Source organism: Agromyces protaetiae, from assembly GCF_004135405.1.
GTDB lineage: Bacteria > Actinomycetota > Actinomycetes > Actinomycetales > Microbacteriaceae > Agromyces > Agromyces protaetiae.
Genome location: NZ_CP035491.1, coordinates 1192733 through 1213451, shown reverse-complemented (window position 1 = coordinate 1213451; position 20719 = coordinate 1192733). Strand labels below are relative to the sequence as shown.

At 72.0% G+C, this 20719-nt stretch carries 22 protein-coding genes and 1 pseudogene; 10 read left to right on the top strand and 13 right to left on the bottom strand.

The annotated features are described in order from the left end of the window. Nucleotides 1–86 precede the first annotated feature (86 nt). The 3 genes from ET445_RS05655 to ET445_RS05645 form a co-directional block, all read right to left on the bottom strand. Complete coding sequence (locus ET445_RS05655; RefSeq protein ID WP_129189630.1) at nt 87–518, bottom strand: DUF1801 domain-containing protein; 432 nt, start codon at nt 516–518, stop codon at nt 87–89. Between the two features lie 36 nt (nt 519–554). Beyond that, nucleotides 555–932 carry a heavy-metal-associated domain-containing protein gene (locus ET445_RS17880; RefSeq protein ID WP_165314306.1) on the bottom strand — a complete coding sequence of 126 codons (378 nt, stop codon included), beginning with the start codon at nt 930–932 and terminating at the stop codon, nt 555–557. Nucleotides 933–996: 64 nt separating this feature from the next. Beyond that, nucleotides 997–4272, bottom strand: a complete 3276-nt coding sequence (locus ET445_RS05645) for an efflux RND transporter permease subunit (protein WP_129189628.1) — start codon at nt 4270–4272, stop codon at nt 997–999. A gap of 190 nt (nt 4273–4462) precedes the next feature. On the opposite strand from ET445_RS05645, the gene ET445_RS05640 reads away from it, so the two are divergent. Together ET445_RS05640 and ET445_RS05635 are read left to right on the top strand one after the other, a co-directional pair. Continuing rightward, nucleotides 4463–5458, top strand: a complete 996-nt coding sequence (locus ET445_RS05640; protein WP_129189627.1) for a hypothetical protein — start codon at nt 4463–4465, stop codon at nt 5456–5458. Nucleotides 5459–5599: 141 nt separating this feature from the next. Continuing rightward, entirely contained in the window at nt 5600–6661 is a 1062-nt protein-coding gene (locus tag ET445_RS05635; protein WP_243695346.1) for a chaplin family protein, read from the top strand. A gap of 522 nt (nt 6662–7183) precedes the next feature. Here ET445_RS05635 and yczR read toward each other — a convergent pair. Continuing rightward, entirely contained in the window at nt 7184–8659 is a 1476-nt protein-coding gene (gene yczR / locus ET445_RS05630; RefSeq protein ID WP_129189625.1) for a MocR-like transcription factor YczR, read from the bottom strand. Between the two features lie 63 nt (nt 8660–8722). Between yczR and yczE the strand changes: the two genes are divergently transcribed. Beyond that, nucleotides 8723–9412 (top strand): membrane protein YczE, encoded by a 690-nt coding sequence (gene yczE, locus ET445_RS05625; protein WP_208008560.1) that lies wholly within the window; start codon nt 8723–8725, stop codon nt 9410–9412. Between the two features lie 49 nt (nt 9413–9461). Here yczE and ET445_RS05620 read toward each other — a convergent pair whose 3' ends face one another. Beyond that, nucleotides 9462–10223 (bottom strand): MerR family transcriptional regulator, encoded by a 762-nt coding sequence (locus ET445_RS05620; RefSeq protein ID WP_129189624.1) that lies wholly within the window; start codon nt 10221–10223, stop codon nt 9462–9464. Nucleotides 10224–10385: 162 nt separating this feature from the next. Between ET445_RS05620 and ET445_RS05615 the strand changes: the two genes are divergently transcribed. Genes ET445_RS05615 through ET445_RS05605 form a run of 3 tightly spaced genes read left to right on the top strand, consistent with a single transcriptional unit; the run spans nt 10386 to nt 12587 of the window. Further along, nucleotides 10386–11288, top strand: a complete 903-nt coding sequence (locus tag ET445_RS05615; protein WP_129189623.1) for a DUF4097 family beta strand repeat-containing protein — start codon at nt 10386–10388, stop codon at nt 11286–11288. Continuing rightward, nucleotides 11285–12040, top strand: a complete 756-nt coding sequence (locus tag ET445_RS17875; protein WP_243695345.1) for a PadR family transcriptional regulator — start codon at nt 11285–11287, stop codon at nt 12038–12040. The genes ET445_RS05615 and ET445_RS17875 overlap by 4 nt, the downstream gene beginning before the upstream one ends. A gap of 46 nt (nt 12041–12086) precedes the next feature. Beyond that, nucleotides 12087–12587: a GNAT family N-acetyltransferase gene (locus ET445_RS05605; RefSeq protein WP_129189622.1), complete on the top strand. Its 501-nt coding sequence runs from the start codon at nt 12087–12089 to the stop codon at nt 12585–12587. An 11-nt stretch (nt 12588–12598) separates the two neighbouring features. Here ET445_RS05605 and ET445_RS05600 read toward each other — a convergent pair whose 3' ends face one another. From ET445_RS05600 to ET445_RS05585, 4 genes and pseudogenes are all read right to left on the bottom strand, one after another. Beyond that, complete coding sequence (locus ET445_RS05600) at nt 12599–12958, bottom strand: hypothetical protein (protein WP_129189621.1); 360 nt, start codon at nt 12956–12958, stop codon at nt 12599–12601. Beyond that, nucleotides 12955–13164 carry a hypothetical protein gene (locus ET445_RS05595; RefSeq protein ID WP_129189620.1) on the bottom strand — a complete coding sequence of 70 codons (210 nt, stop codon included), beginning with the start codon at nt 13162–13164 and terminating at the stop codon, nt 12955–12957. Before ET445_RS05595 ends, ET445_RS05600 begins: the two co-directional genes overlap by 4 nt. A gap of 156 nt (nt 13165–13320) precedes the next feature. Continuing rightward, a pseudogene (locus tag ET445_RS18605) lies at nt 13321–13631 on the bottom strand (copper resistance CopC family protein); the annotation flags it as partial. 87 nt (nt 13632–13718) lie between these two features. Further along, nucleotides 13719–14405, bottom strand: coding sequence for a GntR family transcriptional regulator (locus ET445_RS05585; protein ID WP_129189616.1), 687 nt, complete (start codon nt 14403–14405; stop codon nt 13719–13721). Nucleotides 14406–14629: 224 nt separating this feature from the next. On the opposite strand from ET445_RS05585, the gene ET445_RS05580 reads away from it, so the two are divergent. Then, entirely contained in the window at nt 14630–15523 is an 894-nt protein-coding gene (locus ET445_RS05580) for an EamA family transporter (RefSeq protein ID WP_243695344.1), read from the top strand. On the opposite strand, the gene ET445_RS05575 is transcribed toward ET445_RS05580, so the two are convergent. After that, nucleotides 15507–16676 carry an NAD(P)-binding domain-containing protein gene (locus tag ET445_RS05575; protein ID WP_129189614.1) on the bottom strand — a complete coding sequence of 390 codons (1170 nt, stop codon included), beginning with the start codon at nt 16674–16676 and terminating at the stop codon, nt 15507–15509. The two genes, ET445_RS05580 and ET445_RS05575, sit on opposite strands and share 17 nt — an antisense overlap. A gap of 148 nt (nt 16677–16824) precedes the next feature. Here ET445_RS05575 and ET445_RS05570 point away from each other — a divergent pair, with 148 nt between their 5' ends. Next, entirely contained in the window at nt 16825–17025 is a 201-nt protein-coding gene (locus ET445_RS05570) for a DUF3073 domain-containing protein (RefSeq protein WP_129189612.1), read from the top strand. A gap of 58 nt (nt 17026–17083) precedes the next feature. On the opposite strand, the gene ET445_RS05565 is transcribed toward ET445_RS05570, so the two are convergent. Together ET445_RS05565 and purM are read right to left on the bottom strand one after the other, a co-directional pair. After that, nucleotides 17084–17884, bottom strand: coding sequence for an LLM class flavin-dependent oxidoreductase (locus ET445_RS05565; protein ID WP_129189610.1), 801 nt, complete (start codon nt 17882–17884; stop codon nt 17084–17086). 33 nt (nt 17885–17917) lie between these two features. Continuing rightward, nucleotides 17918–18970 (bottom strand): phosphoribosylformylglycinamidine cyclo-ligase, encoded by a 1053-nt coding sequence (gene purM, locus ET445_RS05560; protein ID WP_243695466.1) that lies wholly within the window; start codon nt 18968–18970, stop codon nt 17918–17920. 140 nt (nt 18971–19110) lie between these two features. Here purM and ET445_RS05555 point away from each other — a divergent pair, with 140 nt between their 5' ends. Both ET445_RS05555 and ET445_RS05550 read left to right on the top strand, forming a co-directional pair. Continuing rightward, complete coding sequence (locus ET445_RS05555; protein ID WP_129189606.1) at nt 19111–19719, top strand: zinc-binding alcohol dehydrogenase; 609 nt, start codon at nt 19111–19113, stop codon at nt 19717–19719. Nucleotides 19720–19765: 46 nt separating this feature from the next. Beyond that, nucleotides 19766–20200: a hotdog fold thioesterase gene (locus ET445_RS05550; RefSeq protein ID WP_129189604.1), complete on the top strand. Its 435-nt coding sequence runs from the start codon at nt 19766–19768 to the stop codon at nt 20198–20200. Here the strand turns inward: ET445_RS05550 and ET445_RS17870 are convergent. After that, the gene (locus ET445_RS17870) at nt 20191–20652 is read right to left on the bottom strand and encodes an aminotransferase-like domain-containing protein (protein ID WP_243695343.1); all 462 of its coding nucleotides are present in this window, start codon (nt 20650–20652) and stop codon (nt 20191–20193) included. The genes ET445_RS05550 and ET445_RS17870 overlap by 10 nt on opposite strands. Between the last annotated feature and the right edge of the window lie 67 nt (nt 20653–20719).

Genomic DNA, 20719 nt, shown 5'->3' with positions numbered 1-20719 from the left:
TGAACGGTCGATGAACGGACGGGGCATCCTCGTCACGATTCGCCGAGGTCACGTTCTCAGCGACCCGATGCGAGAGGAGAGCGCGCTCAGCGCACATCGGTCGCGAGCGCGCGGGTCTGCCGCAGCATCGCGACGAACCCGTCGCGGTCGAGCCGATCGGGCGAGGCGAAGGTGACGGCGGCCGCCCCGACCTTCACGCGTCCGAGGGTCGGCGCGAGCCGGCGCACGAGGTACTCGCCGTCGTCGACGGCGTTGACATAGACGCTGAAGTGCTTGGCCTGCGCCGCGAGCCCGACGAGGAACCAGTCGACGGATGCCCCGCGCGGGCGCTCTTGGCGAATGGCGCCGTAGCCGACGATGTCTTGATCGGTGCCGCCCCAGAACACGCCGCGCCAGAGTGCGCGCTCGAGTCCCGCGAACTCGGGCGCGATGAGCGCGTCGAGTGCTCGGAGCGCCTCACCGGTCGCGCCGCCGACGGACGCGAGCCACGCGTCGACGTCGATCCCGGTGCGTTCCACTGCCACCCCCGATCGGAAGCCTAGCGAGCGGACGCGTCAGCCGGCGACGACCTCGTAGCCCGCCTCCTCGACGGCCTCGGCGACGAGCGCCGGGTCGACGTGCAGTGCGCTCAGCACGCGCACCGTCGAGACGCCGCCCGCGACGAGGTCGACCTCGACGCGCTCGACGCCCGTGACGCCCGACACGTCGGCCGTCACGTGCTTGACGCAGTTGCCGCACGTCATGCCCACGACGGCGTACTCGGCGACGACGAGGTCGCGAGCGGCGGATGCCTCGGCGGCGCCCTGTTCGGTCGCCGAGACGACCGGCGCGCAGCAGGCGCAGGATGCCTCGGCGTCGCCCCCGCGCGCGCTCGCGTCCGCGAGCGGGAGGAGTTTCGTCGGGGCGGGTCCGATGCTGATCGACTGCGTCATGCCCTCCACCATACCCCAGTGGGGTACTAGTCCACGCGGCCTGTTCTCGTTTCAGGAGAGGTGACTACTCGACCGTGGCGTCGGCGGCGGGCGCGCCGCCCGAGACATCCGCCGCCGTGTCGCCGCCCGAGGGAGCGGCACCCGCACGCTTCGCCTTGCGCCGCTCGCGACCGCCCTCGACGAGGTCGTAGAGCACGGGCAGCACGATGAGCGTCAGCAGGGTCGACGACAGCAGGCCGCCGATCACGACGAGCGCGAGCGGCTGCGAGATGAAGCCGCCGTGGCCCGTGATGCCGAGCGCCATCGGCAGGAGCGCGAAGATCGTCGCGAGCGCCGTCATGAGGATCGGGCGGAGACGCCTGGATGCGCCGTGCACGAGCGCGTCGCGCACCGACATGCCTCGGTCGCGGTATTGGTTCACGAGGTCGACGAGCACGATCGCGTTCGTCACGACGATGCCGACGAGCATGAGCACGCCGACGAGCGACGCGACGCCGAGCGGGATCCCCGTGATCACCTGCAGGGCGATCGCGCCCGTCGCTGCGAACGGCACCGACACGAGCAGGAGGAGCGGCTGCAGGAGCGAACGGAACGTCGCGACCATGACGATGTAGACGATGAGGATCGCCGCGAGGAGCGCGAGTCCGAGCTGCGAGAACGACTCGGTCTGGTCGGCCGTGACGCCGCCGATCGCGGCGGTCGTCCCAGCGGGCAGGTCGACCTCGTCGACCGCGGTCGAAACGGCGGCGCTCGCGGTGCCGAGGTCGTCGCCCGACGGGGTCGCCGTCACGGTCGCGCTCCGAAGGCCGCGCACGGTCGTCACGGTCGCGGGCCCGTCCACCTGCTCGACCGTCGCGAGCGTGTCGAGGCGCACGGGGCCCGATCGCGTCGGCACCTCGAGCGCGCTGAGCTCGTCGACGGTCGTCGGCGGGTTCTCGGTCGCGAGGTACACCGTGAGGGTCTTCTCGTCGATGACGACCGAGCCCGCCGGCTGCGGCTGCATCGCCTGCGCCACGAAGCTGCCGAGGGCGACCTCGGAGAAGCCCGCGGCCGCGGCCTCCTCGCGGTTCGCGACGACCGCGATGTATGGGCGCCCCTCGGCGAGGTTCGACGTGACCTGTGTGAGCGAGTCGAGATCGCGGAGCGACGAGACCACCGCGTCGGTCGCGGCCTGGAGGTCTTCGGCGTTCGACGCCGTGATGTCGACCTCGATGTCGTTCGATGCGCCGAAGCCGCTCGACGCCGCGAGGGTCACCTCGCCGACGTCCTCCAGGCCGTCGAGTTCGTCGCGCACCTCGGCCTGGAGCGCCTCCTGGTCGGCGCCCTCCTCGGTCGTGACCGAGTAGGTGATCGTCGACCCGCCGCCCCCGCCGAGCGCGGCCGCGAGTCCGCGTCCGCCCGACCCGATCGAGACCTGCACGGTCTCGATGCCGTCGGTGTCGAGGAGCACGCGTTCGACTGGCTCGGATGCCTCGTCGAGGGCGTCGAGGCTCGAACCCACCGGAAGCTCCTGCGTGACCTGGAACGTGTTCTGCCCCGACGAGCCCAGGAAGTTCGTCTTCATGAACGGCGTGAGCGCGATCGTGCCGCCGAGCACGAGCACCGCGAGAAGCAGCGTCACGACGCCGTGCTTGAGCGTCCACTCGATGATCGGCAGGTACCCCTTCTGCAGCCGCGACGGGTGCTCGAGCTCATCGGCGACGTTCGCTGAGCCCGTCGAAGCGGCCGTCGCCCCGGTCGGCGTCGTCTCGTCGACGAACGCGGCGGACGCGGCATCCGCTTGCTCATCGTGCTTGTGGACCTTCGCGGGCTTCAAGAACCAGTAGGCGAGCACGGGCACGATCGTGAGCGCGACGAGGAGCGACGCGAGGAGCGCGATCGTGACCGTGAGCGAGAACGGGCGGAACAGCTCGCCCGTGACCCCCTCGACGAACGCGACCGGCAAGAACACGGCGACCGTCGTGATCGTCGAGGCCGTGATGGCGCCCGCGACCTCCTTGACGGCACGCACGATCGTGTCGGCCTTGTCGACGCCCGCGACGAGGTGCCGCTTGATGTTCTCGATGACGACGATCGAGTCGTCGACGACGCGCCCGATCGCGATCGTGAGCGCGCCGAGGGTCAGGACGTTGAGCGTGTAGTCGGCGGCCTGCAGCCCGATGAACGTGATGAGCACGGATGTCGGGATGGAGATCGCCGTCACAAGCGTCGCGCGCACCGACAGCAGGAAGATCAGGATGACGATGACGGCGAACGCCAGACCCAGCAGACCCTCGGTCGCGAGCGACTCGATCGACTGCTCGATGTACGGCGCTTGGTCGAACACGGGAGTGAAGGTCGCACCGGGGTTCGTCGTGTCGAGCGACGCTTCGAGGTCGGGCAGCAGGTCTTTCACGGCGTTCGACACTTCGACGGTGTTCGCCGCCGGGAGCTTCGTGACCGAGATCGTCAGGGCCGGGTCGCCGTTCACGCGCGAGATGCTCGTGATCGGGTTGTCGACGAGTTCGACGGTCGCGACGTCGGCGATCGTCGGGGGCTCGGTCGGGGCGGATGCGCCGGGGAGCCCCCCTGGGCCCGCCGACGCGGCACCCGCCGACCCGGAGCCGATGAGCGGAAGCGCCGCAATGTCTTCGACGCTGCCGAGCCGGGACCCCGTCTGCACCGCGAACGTCGAGTCGCCGTCGACGATCGTGCCCGCGGGCACGAGCACGCCGTTCTGCTGCAGCGCGTCGCGGATGGCCGACTGCGAGAGCCCCGCGGCGGCGAAATTCGCCGGGTCAGGCGTGATCGTCACGCGCTGGCCGACGTCGCCGACGAGGCTCGCCTCGCGCACGCCGTCGAGGTCGTTGATCTCGCCGAGGGTCGTGCGCGTGATCTCGTCGGAGAGGGCGCTCACGTCGTCGGCGCCCGTGACGGCGACGGCGATCACGGGGAAGTCGTCGAGCGAGAGCGCGATGACCTGCGGGTCGACGTCGTCGGGCAGCTGGCCCTGGATGCGGTTGACCGCCGACAGCAGCTTCTGCTCGGCGAACGCGAGGTCGGTGCCGTAGGTGAAGCTGGCGGTCACGCGCGAGACGCCCGTCGAGCTCGTCGTCGACGTCGACTCGAGGCCCGTGATGCCCTGGATCGCGGTCTCGATGGGCGTCGAGACATCCGTGTTGACGATGTCGGGCGACGCGCCCGGGTAGCTCGTGACGACCGAGAGCTGCGGGAACGCGATCGAGGGCGCCAGCTCCTGCTTCAGGCTCGTGAGCGCGAGACCGCCGAAGATCGCGACCACGATCGTGACGAGCGCGATGAGGGCGCGGTTCTTCATGCTGAGTTTCGCGAGCAGCGACATGGGTCGATTCTCGCAGGGCGCGTGTATCGGAGAGGTCACGGATAGCTGAATGCCGAGCGGAGTTCGGGCGGACGCGGGCCGGACGACCTGTCCGCACCCGCATCGCGCGCAGATGCTGCGCCGCTCCACCCCGTGGTGGCGATTTCCTGCGTCGACGCGATATGGTGCGAACACGGATGGGGGTGATTCGATGCCTGCGGCGACGACGCGACGCACGGGATTCCTCCGTGCCGCCCTGCTCGCAGCCGGGGCATCGGCCGTCTGGCTCGCGCTGAGTCTCGCGTCGGGCGCGCAGAGCGCCTCGGCCGACGACCACCACGACGGCTCTGGACTCCTCGGCGCCGTCGGCTCCGTGCTCGGCGGCGTCTCGAACACGACGGGCGCACTCGGCGACACCCTCGACGGGGTCGTCGACGAGGTCGTCGCGCCCGTGAACGCCGTGCTCGCACCGGTCGTCGCGGCGGTGCCGGCACCCGTCGCCCCCGTCGTCGATCCCGTGGTCGCGGCCGTTCCCGAGGTCGTCTCGGGCGCCGTCGGCACCGCGAACGCGGTCGTCGGCACGGTCGACGAGGCGGCGGTCGGCATCGTGGGCGTCGTTGCGAACGGCGTGACGGATGTCGCAGGGTCGACGCCCGTCGGTTCGGTTCTCGGGCCGATCGTGGGCACCGTCGGACCCTTGCCCGTCCGCGTGCTTCCCTCGCTCCCCGACGTCCCGCTCGGGCCCGGACTCGACCCGTCGACGCCCGGCGACCCCGGCACTCCGAACCCCGGTTCGCCCGGCTCCGACACCCCGTCCGACCCGACGACGCCCGGCGTCGTGGGCTCCGGCCCTGCCGCGCCGTCCCGCTCTCCGGCAGGCGCCGGCCACGGGGCATCCGGTCTGTCGGGCTCTTCGCGGGGCGCCGAGACATCCGCACCTCCCGGCAACGCCGCGGGCTCGCTCGCGCCCGCCTCCGAACCGCGCGCGGCTGCGCCGCCCGGCACCGCTGCGCCCGCGACCGCGCCCGGTTCAGGCGGCTCGGGCTCGGGTTCAGGCGCCGGCGCCTCGGGCGGTGCCGCGGCTCAGGGCTCCGACGCCGTCCTGGCGTCCCTCAGACTCGACGCGCAGGCGTCGCTCGCGCTCTCCTCGGTCGACGACTCCCTGCCGTCGTCGCCGATCTTCGACACGGACACCACTCCCGACTGAGCGGCCACACCCGCCCGACGGGCCGCGCGTTCCGCGCGCCCGGATGACGGCGGACACGGTCACCGCTCCTCGCCGCGCTCTGCACGCTTCGCGTGCCGCGCGCCCAGGAGCTCCGTTCAAACCAGTCAGGAGAAACGCATCATGAACCTCAAACGAATCGCGCTGAGGGCGCTCTACGCGACCCTCTTCACGGGAGGGCTCACCCTCCTCGGCGCGGGTGCCGCCCACGCCGCGGACACGAGCGGCCAGGACGGCCTCCTCTCGGGCACCCAGGCCCTCCTCTCGATCGACCTGCCGATCACGATCTCGGGCAACGGCATCTCGGTGCTCGGCGACTCGTCGTCGACCGGTTCGACGACCTCCACGGCCTCGACGCCTGCGGCGGCGAGCGCGCCCGGTTCGGGCGCGACGACGAGCGGCAGCGACGGGATCGCATCGGGCACGCAGGCGCTCGTCGATCTGTCGGTGCCGGTCACGGTAGGCGGGAACGCGGTGAGCGTCCTGGGCGACTCCTCGTCCACGGGCGCGTCGAACGCGGTCGGCGACTCGGGAGCCGAACCGGGGGCCGGTGCCGACTCGGGCGACGAGGGCAGCGCCTCGACGTCGGGCGACGACGGCATCCTCGGCGGCACGCAGATCGTGCCGAACGTCGACATCCCGGTGACGGTCGGCGGGAACGCGATCAGCGTGCTCGGCGACTCGTCGTCGACGGGCGCGTCGAACGCGGCCGGCGGCGGTTCCGGCGGCGGTACGGGAGGCAGCGGCCCGTCGACCTCGGGCGACAGCGGGCCGGGACTCCTCGACGGCATCCTCGGCGGCACGCAGCTCGCACCCGCACTCTCCGTGCCCGTCACGGTCGGGGCAATGCGATCTCGGTCGTCGGCGACAGCACGACGGAGAGCCCGTCGAACGTCGTCGACCCGACGGGGCCGACCACGCCGACCGACCCCACCGGGCCGACCGACCCCACCGACCCGACCGACCCCACCGACCCGAGCAGTCCGTCGAACCCGGGCGACGGCGGGTCGACGACGGTCTCGGTCGCGGGGCGCTCGCGATCGGAGGGGCCGCGAGCGCGGGGACGCTCGCCTCGACGGGGCCGGACGTGAGCGCTGCGCCGCTTGCGGGGCTCCTGCTCGTCGCCGGGCTGCTCCTCCTCGGAGCTCGCCGGAACGCGCTGCGTCGGTGACGGGTCGCGAGTGACGGCGGCTCAGGGTCGTCGGGGGACGACGATCCCGGCCACCGCGACGTGGCACGGCTCCGCACGTCCCTAGTGCGTGCGGTCGAGCCGGCGCGATCGCAGGGCGGCGCCGGCGACCGGGGCGGCGGTGGTCCCCCGACCGCCGCCCCGGTGCTCCATCATCCGGGGGAACGAACAAGGGAACAAGGGGATCCGATACTGGGGAAACCGCACCACCGCGGCGGTCCGGGCCGAAAGGTCCGGACCGCCGCTTCGTCCACGCCCACACTCACACGCACACCGCCTCGACCCGACGCCGACGCCGACGCTCGCGCAAGGAAGCCTTGCTGCCCGCCATCAGTTGCCGAAGTGCCGGGGCACCCGCAGGGTCTGCACAGTGACCGAAGGATTCCGAACGACCTTCGACAGGCGGTGCCGAAGTGCCGCTCGTCGCCGGAAGGAAGCCTTTGGCGCGGCGGTCGGACGGAGTCCGCCCGGCGGGCGCATCGGGCTGCCGGGCGGCGCGCGGCCGAGCCCAGGTGCGGCTACACGACCTCGGCGAGGAGCCCCGGCTCGGGCGCGACGGGGGCGCCCGCGAGCGACCGCCACGCGAGCGAGAGCGCCCGCACCGCGGCACCCGTCACGTCTTCGGGATAGCAGATCGGGAGCCGCAGGAACCGCTCGAACGCACCGTCGATGCCGAAGCGCGGCCCCGCCGCGATGATGAGGCCGTGCGCCCGCGCCGCGAGCGCGAGCTGCGAACTGACGGGCGCGCCGAGGCCGACCCACGTGACGATGCCGCCGTCGACGTGCGGCACGTGCCACTCGGGGAACGCGTCGGCGAGGAGCGCCTCGAGCCGGTCGCGGCCCGCTCGCAGCTGTTCGCGGCGGAGGGCGAGGATGTCGTCCATGCGGCCCATGAGCCGCGCGACGACCAGCTGCTCGAGGATGGGCGTGCCGAGATCGCCCGGCGAACGCACTGCGAGGAGCCGCCGGATGAGCGGGCGTTCGGCGCGGATCCAGCCGACGCGCACCCCGCCCCAGACCGTCTTGCCGACCGAGCCGATGAGCACGGCGTCGCCGTAGGCCGCGAACGGCAGCGGCGAGAAGGCGCGGTCGATCGAGAGCTCGGCGGTCGTCTCGTCGGCGACGACGACCGTGCCCTGGCGCGCGGCCGCGTCGAGCACGCGCTCGCGCGTCTGCTCGCTCATCGACCGCCCGGTCGGGTTCTGGAAGTCGGGCATGAGGTACGCCATCGTCGGGTTCGCGTGCCGGAACGCCTGCGCGAGCGCCTCGCCCTCGTCAAGGTCGCCGAACCCGGCGGCGGCAGACCCGGCAGAGCCGGAGCCGCCGGCCCCGGCGTCGTGCGGCGACACTGCGACGGGCACGAGCCGCGCGCCCGCGACCCGGAGCGCCTCGTAGGCGTGCGGGTAGGTCGGAGCCTCGATGACGGCGCGGTCGCCGCGGCCGATGAGCACGCGCGAGAGGAGCGCGATCGCGTGCTGCGCGCCGATCGTGACCATGATCTGGTCGGGCGCGGTCGGAAGGCCTCGGGCGGCGTAGCGGGCGGCGATCGCCTCGCGCAGCTCGGGGATGCCGATGGGGTCGAAACCCGCATCGGGCAAGTGGCGTGGCAGGTCGTCGACGGCTTCGCGCGCGACGTCGGCGAGCCACGGCAGTGCCGTCGGGGCTGCCTTCGAGAAGTCGACGTAGTCGGCCGACGGCGGAGCCGGCAGTACGGCGGGCGCGCCGGGAAGACGCGCGACCGACCCCGATCCGCGCACGCTCGTGAGCAGCCCCTGCTCGCGCAGGTGGCGGTAGGCGGCCGTGACGGTCGTGCGGCTGAGGGCCAGCCGTTCGGCGAGGTCGCGCTCGGCGGGCAGGCGCGTGCCGACGGGCACGCGGCCGTCGAGGATGAGGAGTCGGGTGCGTTCGGCGAGGGCACGGTAGACGGGCTCGGTTCCCCTCCACTCGCCAAGGAGGGTTTCGAACGCGCGGGCGCTCAGCGTGGCATCCGTCATGCAAGCCACTCTACGACGATTGGCTATTTGGAGACAGTCCAATCTTGGGATTGGATTGTGCCCATGCTTCGCCGACTCGCCTCCTTCCAGGATCCCGCGCCGATCCTCGCCCGCCGCCTCGTGCAGCTCTTCGTCGGGCTGCTCCTCTACGGCATCGGCATCGCCCTCATCGTCCGCGCCGCCCTCGGCGTCGCCCCGTGGGACGTGCTGACGCAGGGCATCGCGAAGCAGACCGGCCTCGGCTTCGGCACCATCACGGTCGTCGTCGGTGCCATCGTGCTGCTGCTCTGGCTGCCGCTCCGCCAGCGCTTCGGGTTCGGCACGATCATGAACGTGCTCCTCGTCGGCCCCGCCGCCGACCTCGGCCTGTGGCTCATCCCCGAGGGGCTCGACCTGTGGGCGCGCATCGTCATGCTGCCCGCGGGCATCGTCGTGCTCGCGATCGCGACGGGCCTCTACATCGGCGCCGGCTTCGGCCCGGGCCCGCGCGACGGCCTCATGACGGGCCTGCACGCCCGCACCGGCCTCAAGATCTGGATCGTCCGCACGGGCATCGAACTCGTCGTCCTCGGCACCGGCTGGCTCCTCGGCGGCAACGTCGGCCTCGGCACCGTGCTCTTCGCCGTCGCGGTCGGCCCGCTGTGCGGATGGACCATCCCGCTCTTCGCGATCAAGCGATCCGGCGTTCCGGATGCCTCGCCCGCGCGCCGCACGGACGCAGCCCCCGCGGCGCCCGCGGCACCCGCGACCTGAGCCGCCGCGGCCCCCGGGACCGGGACCCCCGGAGGGCCGCGGCACCTTCCTACAGGTTCGCCTCGGCGTAGACGCGCAGCGCGTCGCGCACGAGCTCGGCGCCCGCCCGGCCGCCGTAGTTCGCTGCGAACCGCGGGTCGGCGACGTACCTCTCGCCGAGGCCGAGCACGTATCCGCGCACGTCGCCGCCGGGCGCCGCGGCGGGCGTGCCGGGGATGCCGCGCAGCCACGCGACGTGCCGTGCGGCGAGCGCCTGCGCGTCCGCGCTGTCGGGTGCGAGCCCCGCCTCTGCGGCGGCGATCCAGTCCCGCCCGAGCTCGGCGCTCCGCGCCTTCCACGAAGTCTGCTCGTCGGCGCTCATGCCGCGCCACCAGCGGTCGCTCCGCGCGTACGCGTCGGCCCCCCAGCGCTCTTCGACCTCCTCTCGGTACTGCGTGTGGTCGAATCCGTCGAACATCTCCTCGGCCATGATCGGCCTCCCTTCGTCGAGTGCGTGCATGGTCCTCTCGACCGAGGCGATCTGCCGCGCGAGCCGCTCGCGCTCCTGCCGGAGCCACGCGAGGTGCCCGGCGAGCGCCGCCGTCTCGGGCTGCTCGCCGGCGAGCACGTCGGCGATCGCGGGGAGCCCGAGCCCGAGGTCACGGAGCAGCAGGATGCGCTGCAGTCGCACGAGTGCGGCGGCGTCGTAGTAGCGGTATCCGTTCGCGCCGACGCGGCTCGGCTTCAGGAGCCCGAGGTCGTCGTAGTGGCGGAGGGTGCGGCTCGTCGTGCCCGCGAGCTTCGCGATCTCCTGAATCGAGTGGTCTGTCACACCACCACGGTAAAGGTTGACGTTGCGTCAAGGTCAAGCTCCGAAACATCCGGAATCGCTCGATTCGCTTGCGGCCCGCGCAAACGCGATATATCGTGACCTCTCAGAAACGCGATATATCGTGATTTGCGGAACAGGTCCGCACACAGGAGGAACCGCACCATGTCCATCGAAAAGTGGGTGATCGCCCCGGGCGAGAGCCGCATCATCGACCTCGAACTCGTCCGTCACCTCAAGGTCAGCCTGCTCGGCGGCAAGGTCGACGTCATCGCCCACGACGAGCCCGGCGCACGCGTCGAGATCACGGGCGTCACGGGCAAAGACCTCGCCGTCTCGATCGACGGCGACCGCCTCGAGATCGACCACCCGCAACTGCGGTGGGACAACTTCCTCGACGTCTTCAAGGGCTTCCGCGACAAGGCGCGCGCCGACGTATCGATCCTCGCGCCCCGCCACGTCGCCTTGAAGCTCGGCGTCGTCACGAGCGACGCCCTCGTCTCGGGCTTCGACGGCGATGCCAAGCTCAACACCGTCTCGGGCGAGCTCGTCGTCGACGACCACGACGGCGACATCGAGCTCGCGAGCGTGTCGGGCGAGATCGCCGTCGGCAACCACCTCGGCCGCGTCAAGGCGCACAGCGTCTCGGGCGACATCGTCGTCTCGGGCGCGATCGTGGGCTTCAACGCCGACACCGTCTCGGGCGACATGATCGTCGACTCGACGACGACCCCCTCGCGCATCGACACCAACACCGTGTCGGGTGCCCTCACCGTGCGCTACGCGCCGGGCGCCGGCGCCCGCTACCGCGTCAACACGGTCGGCGGCACCCTCCTCATCGACGACGTGTCGTACGCGGGACTCCTCGGCAAGGGCTTCGAGCGCACGGTCGGCGAGCTCGCGGGCACGTGGCTAGACCTCGGCGCGAACAGCGTCTCGGGCGCGATCTCGATCATGCAGCGGGTTCCCGCGGGCGCGACGGCGCAGTCGAGCGCTTCGGATGCCTCGGGCTCGCCCGCCGACGAGACGCCCGACGCCGATGCGACCGGCTCCGAGGCATCCGCATGACTCCCCCCGTCTTCGCCCACGGGAGCCTTCGGCTCTACCTGCTCGCGCTCCTGGAAGAGCGCCCGCGCCACGGATACGAGCTCATCCAGGCGCTGTCCGAGCGCTTCGGCGGCACGTACTCGCCGAGCGCCGGCACGATCTACCCGCGCCTCGCGAAGCTCGAAGAAGAGGGCCTCGTCACGAAGATCGCCGACGGCCGCAAGACCGTCTACGAGATCACCGACGCGGGCCGCGCCGAACTCGAGGCGCGCCGCCACGAGCTCGACGCGATCGAAGACGAGGTGACCGACTCGGTTCGTCGTCTCGCCGACGGTGTACGCGCCGAGGTCAACGACGCGATGCGCACGCTGCGGGCCGAGCTCGCGAGCGCCGCGGCCGAGGCCAAGCGTGCCGCGAAGGCGGGGTTCGCCGCCGCGAGCGCTGCCGCGGATGCCGCGGCCGGCGCCCCGGGCGGAACGACCGCGAGTGCTCCGGATGCCTCGGGCCCCGCGCCTGCCGACGGCTCGACCACGACCTTCGCGACCGGCGCCTCGGGTTCGACGACGTTCGTCGGGGCGACCGTCGACCACCACGCCGAGGCGCACCGCGCCGCGCAGGAGCTCGACCTCGTGCTGAACGAGTTCCGCCGCGAGCTCCGCACCGACCTCCGCGCTCGTGCGCGCCGCGACCGGGTGTCGGCTGCGACGGTCGAGCTGCTCCGGGCGCGTCTCGCCGAGGTGCGTTCAACCGTCCTCGCCGACCTCGACCGCTGAGCCGCCGTCGAGCCGCCATGTCGGCGGGTACTGGTGTGCTGCATCCATGACAGACGTGACGCTCGTTCCGTGGTCCGACGACGATCTCGCGACGCTCCGACGTGGCAACACGCCCGAACTCACGGCCTTCCTCGGCGGTCCCGAGAGCGACGATCAGTTGGCGGCGCGGCACGCCCGCTATCTCCGCATGCAGGCCGAGGGCACGGCGCGGATGTTCCGGGTCGCGACGTTCGAGCATCCTGAAGGGATCGGCACGATCGGTTACTGGGACGACGCCCACCACCCGGGGGCCGTCGAGACGGGCTGGTCGATCGAGTCGGCCCACCAGGGTCGGGGCGCCGCGACGGCCGCGGTGCTGGCGATGCTCGCCGATGTGCGGGCCGTTCGCGGAGACGCCGAGGTGCGCGCCTACCCGCGGGTCGCCAACGAGGCGTCCAACGCCATCTGCCGCAAAGCGGGATTCGTCCTCGCCGGTCAGGAGGAGTTCGAGTATCCGAAGGGGCACTTCGAGCGTTCGAACGTGTGGGTCTTCCGACCCGTGCGGTGAACCGCTCGCGTTCAGGCGCGCTCGAGCCGCCCGTCGACGTCGGGCCACGGCACGACGATGTCGTCGGTCGGGATGAGGGCCTTCGCGAAGAGCGCGTTGCGCAGCACGATGCCGCCGGGCGAGAGCTGCGCGATCGAGAGCGCGGTGTCGCCGCCGTCGAGCCGCCACGGCTCGGCGAGTTCGGCGATGCCGCGCTCGATCAGCAGGTCTTCGGCGGCGATGTACTCGGTCGGTGCGCCGACGGGGTGCCCGAGCCGGTTGCGCGGCTGCACCGACGACCAGTCCTCGGTGAGCGCTTCGAGGTAGCCGACGGTCTCGCCGTCGTCGCGTCGGACGGCGATCCAGCCGTCGGCCGAGCGGCCGACGGTCATGCGCTCGGGTCGAAGCCGGAGTCCGTGCCGGCGTCCGAGCCCGTGTCGGGCCTCGTCCCCGGAGGACGCCTGCGGGCGAGCACGATGACCGTGACGATGAGCCCGACGATCACGACCCCTGCGACGATGAAGAGCGGCACAGCCCACTGGCCGACGCCCTGCGCGGAGATGGGCGCGACGCTCACGTCGTCGGACTCGTCGCCCACGACGGGCGCGTCGCCGGTCGCATCGGATGCCTCGTCGCCGGCGTCTGCGTCGTCGTGCGCGGGCTGCTCGGTCCACACGCCGGTCGCGTCGGGGCCGACGCCGAAGTCGATCGTGCCCTCGACGGGGTGGCCGTCGCTCGAGACGACCTTCCACCTCGCCTGGTAGTCGCCCGACAGGTCTGCGGGCAGCGTCGCCGAGACCTCGGGCCGAGCACCACGGTCTCGCCGATCTCGACTTGTTCGCCGTGGTGGTCGACGAGCTCGATGACGCTGCCGACCTCGATGACGTCGTCGGAGAAGGTGAGCTCGATCGCGGCGGGCGCGGCGTCGAACACCTCGCCGTCCGCGGGCGTCGACGCGAGGAGCGAGTCGTGCGCGCTCGCGGGCTGCGCGCCCGTGAGCGCGAGGAACGCGGTCACGACGAGTCCGAAGAACGCAAGGAGCACGTACGGGCGACGGGCGGGCATCGTTCGAACGGAGGCGGTCACCCGCGAAACACTAGCAATCGCGTCTGCTCCGCCGCTGGGAGTGCTCACGACCGGCAATCCGGCCGTTCAGTCGTACCCGAGGATCTCGGGTTGGAACTGGGGTCCGGGATCGCCCTCCCACCACCCCAGGGTGTGGTGGATGTGGCGGTGCATGAGGCCGTAGGCGCCGTCGGCGTCGCCCCCGGCGAGGAGGTCGAGGAGCTCCAGGTGCTCGACCGCCCACTCTCCGAGGCGGTTCGACTCGTGCATGGCCGCGAGGCCGACGAGTCGGGTGCGCGAGCGCAGGTCTTCGACGAGGTCCGTGAGGAGCTCGTTCCCGACCATGCGCGTGAGCGTCAGGTGGAACTCGACGTCGGCGTTGAGGAACGCGCGCAGGTCGCCGCTCTCGGCGCCCGCGACGATCTGCTCTGCGACGTGCCTGAGGTCGGCGAGCCGCTCCTGCGGGAACTGCTGGGCGAGGCGACGCATGGCGGGCGGCTCGAGGAGGCGCCGCACCTCGACGAGTTCGCGGAGCACCTCGTCGCTCACTTCGGTGACGCGGAACCCCTTGTTGCGCACGGGTGCGACGAACCCGCGGCTCTCCAGCTCGAGCATCGCCTCGCGCACGGGCGTCGCCGAGACGGCGAATTGCTGCGCGAGCGTCGGCACGGTCAGGAGCGCGCCAGGGGCGAGCTCGCCCGTGATGATCGCCCGTGAGAGCGCCTGCTCGACCTGCGCGCGCAGGCTCCGCTGCTCGGGTCTGTCCGACTTCATAGCCAAGGGGTCCCCTTCTCGGGCTCCGCGAGGACGGGCGCGACCGCATCGGCGCCGCGAAGTCGGGGGCGACGGGCGGGGGCGAGTCGAGCATTCCTTCGGAACCGGTATCCGAGTTCAACCTATCGGTCGGGGCATGATTCGAGGATGCCGGAAGCGCCGTGCGTTCCGATCATGCCGGCGACTCGAACGGTGACTCCACGAGATGCGAGTACCGTCGAGGAGTGACCCGCTCCCGCCTCGCCGCCGCCTTCGGCGGACCGGTTGGAGCGACGGCGCTCGTCGTCATCGGCCTCGCGTGCCAGGAGGTCGGCGCGTCGATCGCCGTCATCCTCTTCCCGACCGCGGGCCCGCTCGGCATGGTCACCCTCCGACTCGCCTTCTCGGCGATCGTGCTCCTCGCCATCGCACGGCCGCGGCTCACGGGACATCCTGCCCGCGCCTGGCTCACCGTCGCCGGCTTCGGGCTCGTCCTCGCGCTCATGAACGCGCTCTTCTACCTCTCGATCGAGCGCATCCCGCTGGGCGCCGCCGTCACGATCGAAGTGCTCGGGCCGCTCGCGCTGTCGGTCGTCGCGAGCCGACGGGCCTCGGCGTGGCTCTGGGCCGCCCTCGCCGCGGCGGGCGTCGCGCTCCTCGGCCAGGGCAGCTTCGGCCACCTCGACCCGCTCGGCGTCGCCCTCGCCGGGGGCGCCGGAGCGACGTGGGCGGGGTACATCCTCTTGTCGGCCCGCACCGGCAGGAGCTTCCCCGGACTCGACGGACTCGCGATCGCCATGACGATCGGCGCGCTCGCGATCCTCCCGTTCGGCATCGCCGCGACCGGCGCGACCCTCGTGCGCCCCGACGTGCTCGCCCTCGGCGCCGCCGTCGCGCTCCTGTCGTCGACGATCCCCTATGCGCTCGAACTGATCGCGCTCCGGCGCCTGCCGGCCGGCACGTTCGCCGTGCTCATGAGCCTCGCGCCCGCGATGGCCGCGATCGCGGGGCTCGTCCTGCTCGGGCAGGGGTTCACGTGGGTCGGCGCGATCGCCGTCGCACTCGTCGTGGCCGCGTCGATCGGCGCCGTGCGCACGAGAGGCGCGCGCCCCGAGGCATCCTCTACAGCATCGCCATGATCTGGCGGGCGATCATGCGCCCCGCGCGGTTCGCGCCGATCGTCGACGCCTGCGGACCGTAGCCCGCGAGGAAGACGCGCGGGTCGCTCCACACCGCGCCCTGGCCGACGGTCACGCCGCCCGCCTTCTCGCGGAGCTTGAGCGGCGAGAGGTGACGCAGCTCGGGGCGGAAGCCCGTCGCCCAGATGATCGCGTCGGCCTTGACCGTCGAACCGTCGTCGAAGACGACGTGGTCGCCCTCGATGCGCTCGAACATGGGGCGCGCGACGAGCAGGCCACGCTCGATGCCCGCGGCGATGCGGCGGTTCTTCGGCACGCCCGTGCCGCTCACGACCGACGGCAGGGCACGCCCCGATCGGGCGGCCTCGTCTTGCTTCGCGACCGCGGCCGACGCGCCCTCGAGGTCGAGCTCCTGCCGGTCGAGCCAGTCGATCGGGCGGCGGGACACCCATGTGAGCCCGGCCGCGACGTCTTCGAGCTCGAGCATGAAGCCGATCGCCGAGGTGCCGCCGCCCACGACGACGACGTGCTGGTCGCGGAAGTCCTCGGCGTCGACGAAGTCGCTCGTGTGCAGGTGTCGGCCCTGGAACTCGCTCATGCCCGGGTAGAACGGCACGAACGGCGACCCCCACGTGCCCGTCGCATTGACGAGGAAGTGCGTGTGCAGGGTGTGCTGCGGCACGGCGGGCGGCGCGACCTCGGAGAACGTGCGGCGGCGACGGCCGAAGAACCCGCGCGTCTTCTGCTCTTCGATCGGCCTCGGCGACAGGTCTTCGTAGTCGATGCGGAGGTCGGCGCCGTCGTTCTGCACCCTGCGCACCTGCATCGGCCGGTGCACGCGCAGATCGAAGTGCTCCTCGAAGCGCGCATAGTAGTCGGCGACGACCTCTTTCGCGGGAAGTTCGCGGTCGGCGGTGTCGAAGCTGAGCCCGAGTTCGGCCATTCCCGGCAGATCGTTGACGCGGTGCGCGGTGCCGAGCCGCAGCGACGACCAGCGGTGCTGCCAGGCGCCGCCGGGGCCGGGCGCGCGGTCGAGGATCACGAAGTCCTCGTCGGCGACCAGTTCGAACCGTCGCAGATAGAAGGCGACCGACAGTCCGGCCTGGCCGGCGCCGACCACCGTCACCTTCACACGCTCGGGTACGTTCGTCACGCGTCTATCTCATCACCTCCGGGCTGTGAGGACCCCCGACTGTCGGGGCTTCCGGCGGTGCTAAACTCCCAGCCAGGGATTGTCATTTATCAGAACGAGCCGGGTGAGGAGTCTTTCCACCCGGCCAGAAGTCGTAAGGGGGTCACGCATGGGGCGCGGCCGTCAGAAAGCCAAGCACACGAAGGTCGCTCGTGAGCTGAAGTACTTCAGCCCTGAGACCGACTACAACGCGCTTGAGCGCGAACTCACGGGTTCGCAGCACGATCATCTCGAAGACGAGCTGTCGAAGTGGGCGGAGTACACCGCCGACGACGACACCTACGTCCCCGGCGACGGCACCCAGCGCTGACCTTGCTCCCTCCGCGGTCGGCGCGAGCCGGCCCGGTGCGGGACGTGTGCGCGACACGTCAGGCGAGCCATTCCGCCGCGCGCTCGACGAAGTCCTCGAGCTCGGCGAGCGTGCCGCCCGGCGTGATCGCGCGCAGCACGACTTCGTCGACCGTGTCACGGTAGGCGTCGAGGGCGGATGCCTCGGAGATCGTCGCGTCGATCGCCCTGATGCCGAGCCGCTCGAAGTTCGCGGCGTACGCGGGCACGCGCTCGTATCCGGCCGCCTCGGCTTCGAGCGCCGGTCGCGCGGTCTCGTCGACGATCGTGCGCACGTAGAGGATGCCTCGGACGGCACGCTCTTCGTCATCGCTCTCTCCCGACTCGAGCCGTGCTTCGAGCGCATCGCGGTGGAGTTCGGCGACGGCGCCGGCCGCGGTCGCGGGCGTCAGCCAGTTGAGCAGCACCCCGTCGGCGTCGATCGCCGACAGCCGCCGCATCTTCGGCCCGAGGGCGCCCACGACGATGCGTGCGTCGGTGCGGGCGCGGAGCGCCCCGATGCCGGAGCGCACGAGCGCCAGTTGTCCGGTCGGCGCCGACCCCGAGCCGATCCCGAGGGTCAGCCGTTCGGCGGGGATGCCGTCGAGGTCGAGCGTGTCGGCCGGGCGCCGGTCGAGCGGGATGACGCCCGTCGCGACCTCGAGGGTCGTGGTCGCGGCGGCCGCGGCGCGGAGCGCCGAGAGCGAGTCGGTGCCCGGGAGGTCGTTGACCCACAGGGTGCGGAACCCGAGCCGTTCGACACGCGGCGCGAGCGCCCGCACGTCGTCGACGGGCGTCTTCGCGTTCAGCCCGATCGAGACGGGCGCGGCTCCGGCGATCATCGCGTCACGCTCGCCCTCGTCGCCCGGTGCGGCTCAGCCCGCGTACGATCCGACGAGCCGCACGGCTCCGCCGTCGACGCCCTTGGCGCCCTGCTCGAACGCCTCGCGCCCTGAGCCCGACGAAGGAAGCGCCGATGTCGACACCGTGCCGACCTGCCACGCGGGCAGGCCGAGCCCGGCGAGCGCAGCGATCGCGGCGGTCGCGGCGGATGCCGAGACGACGGCGAAGAAGCCGACGCCGAGGTTCCACGTGCCCTCGGTCGATTCGAGGGTCGTGCCCGCGAGGTCGTTGAGCACGCGGAACACGGGCGCGGGCGACCACGTCGAGCGGTCGACCTCGGCCCACGAGCCGCGCGGCAGGACGCGAGCGAGGTTCGCCGCGAGGCCGCCGCCCGTCACGTGCGAGAGCGCGTGCACCGACGTGCCGACGCCCTCGGTCTCGAGGAGCTTCACGAGGGGCCCCGTGTAGAGCCGCGTCGGCTCGAGGAGCGCCTGGCCCCACGACGTGCCGAGGTCTGCCGAGACATCCGTGTATCGAATGCCCTTCTGCGACAGGATGTGCCGGACGAGCGAATAGCCGTTCGAGTGCAGTCCCGACGACTCGATCGCGAGGATCGCATCGCCGTCTTCGACCTTCTCGGCGCCGAGCACACGGCTCGCCTCGACGACGCCCGTCGCCGCACCCGCGACGTCGTAGTCGTCGGCGCCCATGAGGCCCGGGTGCTCGGCCGTCTCGCCGCCGACGAGCGCCGTGCCCGTCTCGGCGCACGCGCGCGCGATGCCCGTGACGATCGCCGCGATGCGGTCGGGCACGACCTTGCCGCACGCGATGTAGTCGGTCATGAAGAGCGGCTTCGCCCCGACCACGACGATGTCGTCGACGACCATGCCGACGAGGTCTTGGCCGATTGTGTCGTGGATGTCGAGCGCCTGCGCGATCGCGATCTTCGTGCCGACGCCGTCGGTCGAGGTCGCAAGCAGCGGACGCTCGTAGCCCTTCAGGGCCGAGACGTCGAAGAGGCCCGCGAAGCCGCCGACCCCGCCGAGCACGCTCGGCCCGTGGGTCGCGGCGACCGCCTCTTTCATGAGTTCGACGGCGAGGTCGCCGGCGGCGGTGTCGACTCCGGCCGCGGCATAGGACGAGTTGGCGCTCACCCGTCAAGGGTACCCGGCGAAACGTCCGCGTTCCTCCGGGCGAAGCGTGCGCTCCGGCGTAGAATCCGAGCATGTCCGGGGGGACGCCGTCGTGGGTGATTCGAGAGAACGCGAGTCAGCCGGTGCTGCTCGCCCTGTATCTGCGTGAGGCGCTCGGCATCGCCTCACCGGTCGATCTGCCGCATCTGCGCGACATCGGGCCCGTCGGCCCGCCGCGGTCGACCGATCTGCAAGACGCCATCGAACGGCAATGGCGCGCGTGGTGGGCGATGACGGTCGAACCCGAGGCGCATCCGTCGCCCGTGCCGCTCGAGCTGCTCGACGCGTACGGCACCGAGATCGCGCTCCCCACGTCGGGTGCCGAAGAGCTCGCGGCGGCCCTCGGCCCGCACGCCGAGGCATCCAGAGCCTGGGCCCAATGGGCCCACGACACCTACCGCACCGTGTCGGCGACCCGTCGCGGCGACTCGTACCGCGCCTACGCGGGCACGATCGCCGAGCACGAACGCGAGGTCGGGCGCCGCGCGCACTCATTCGAGCTCAACGTCGAGGTCGTGCCGCTCGTCGAGCCCGGCGTCTGGTGGATCGGCAGCATGACGGTCGCCGTCACCGACTCCCTCCGGGCCGACGCCGCGGCGTTCGACGAGGCGATCCACCCGATCATCGCGGAGCTCGCGTAGGCGGTCGGCAACCCAGGGGCGGATGCCTCGTGGCACACTCGAACGCATGAGCATCTGGTTCGTCGAGCCCGACGTCGAGTACGCGGCCTCCCGCAACACCGAGACCGCCGTGCGCGCGCTCGGCATCGAGATCACCGGGTCGACCGACGACTCCCTCTTCGGACGCATGCCCGTCGACGGGCGCACGCGCCAGCCGGGCGGCGTGCTGCACGGCGGAGCATCCGTCGTCCTCGCCGAAACCCTCGCGAGCTGGGGCGCGAGCTTCACGGTCGATCCCGAGAAGTTCTACTGCGTCGGCATGGAGATCAACGCCAACCACGTGCGACCCGTCGCCGACGGCTGGGTCACGGGCACCGCGACGCCGCTCAGCCGCGGCCGCACGACGCAGGTGTGGGACATCCGCATCACCGACGACCAGGGGCGTCTCGTGTGCGTGTCGCGCTGCACGATGGCGATCCTCGCGAAGCCCTCTCAGTACTGAGACGCGACCGCGTCGACCGCGTCGGCCAGCGCACCGATCGCGGCCTCGAAGCGGTGCTCGCGCGGCGCTCCGATCCCCACGACGATCGCGGGCGCGGCGGCTCCGACGCTCCCGTCGGCGGCGTAGTCGGCGAGTCCCAGCGTGCGAACGCCTCGCGCGGACGCCTCGGCGACGACCCGTGCTTCGGAGACCCCGCGCGGGAGTTCGAGCAGACACTGGATGCCCGCGGCGAGCCCCGACACGCGAGCGTCCGGCAGCCGCTCCGCGACGACCGCCTCGAATCGTTCGCGGCGGGCGCGGTATCGGGCGCGAAGGCCTCGCACGCTGCGGTCGTACGCGCCCGACGCGAGGAATTCGGCGAGCGCGAGCTGCGAGAGCGCGTCGGTCGAGGCGCCGAGGCGCCGCCGTGCCGCGAGCACGGGGGCGCGGAGCGCGTCGGGTAGAACCCCCACGCGAGGCCCAGCGCGGGTGAGAGCGCCTTGCTCGCCGTGCCGCCGTAGACGGTGTGCTCGGGCGCGT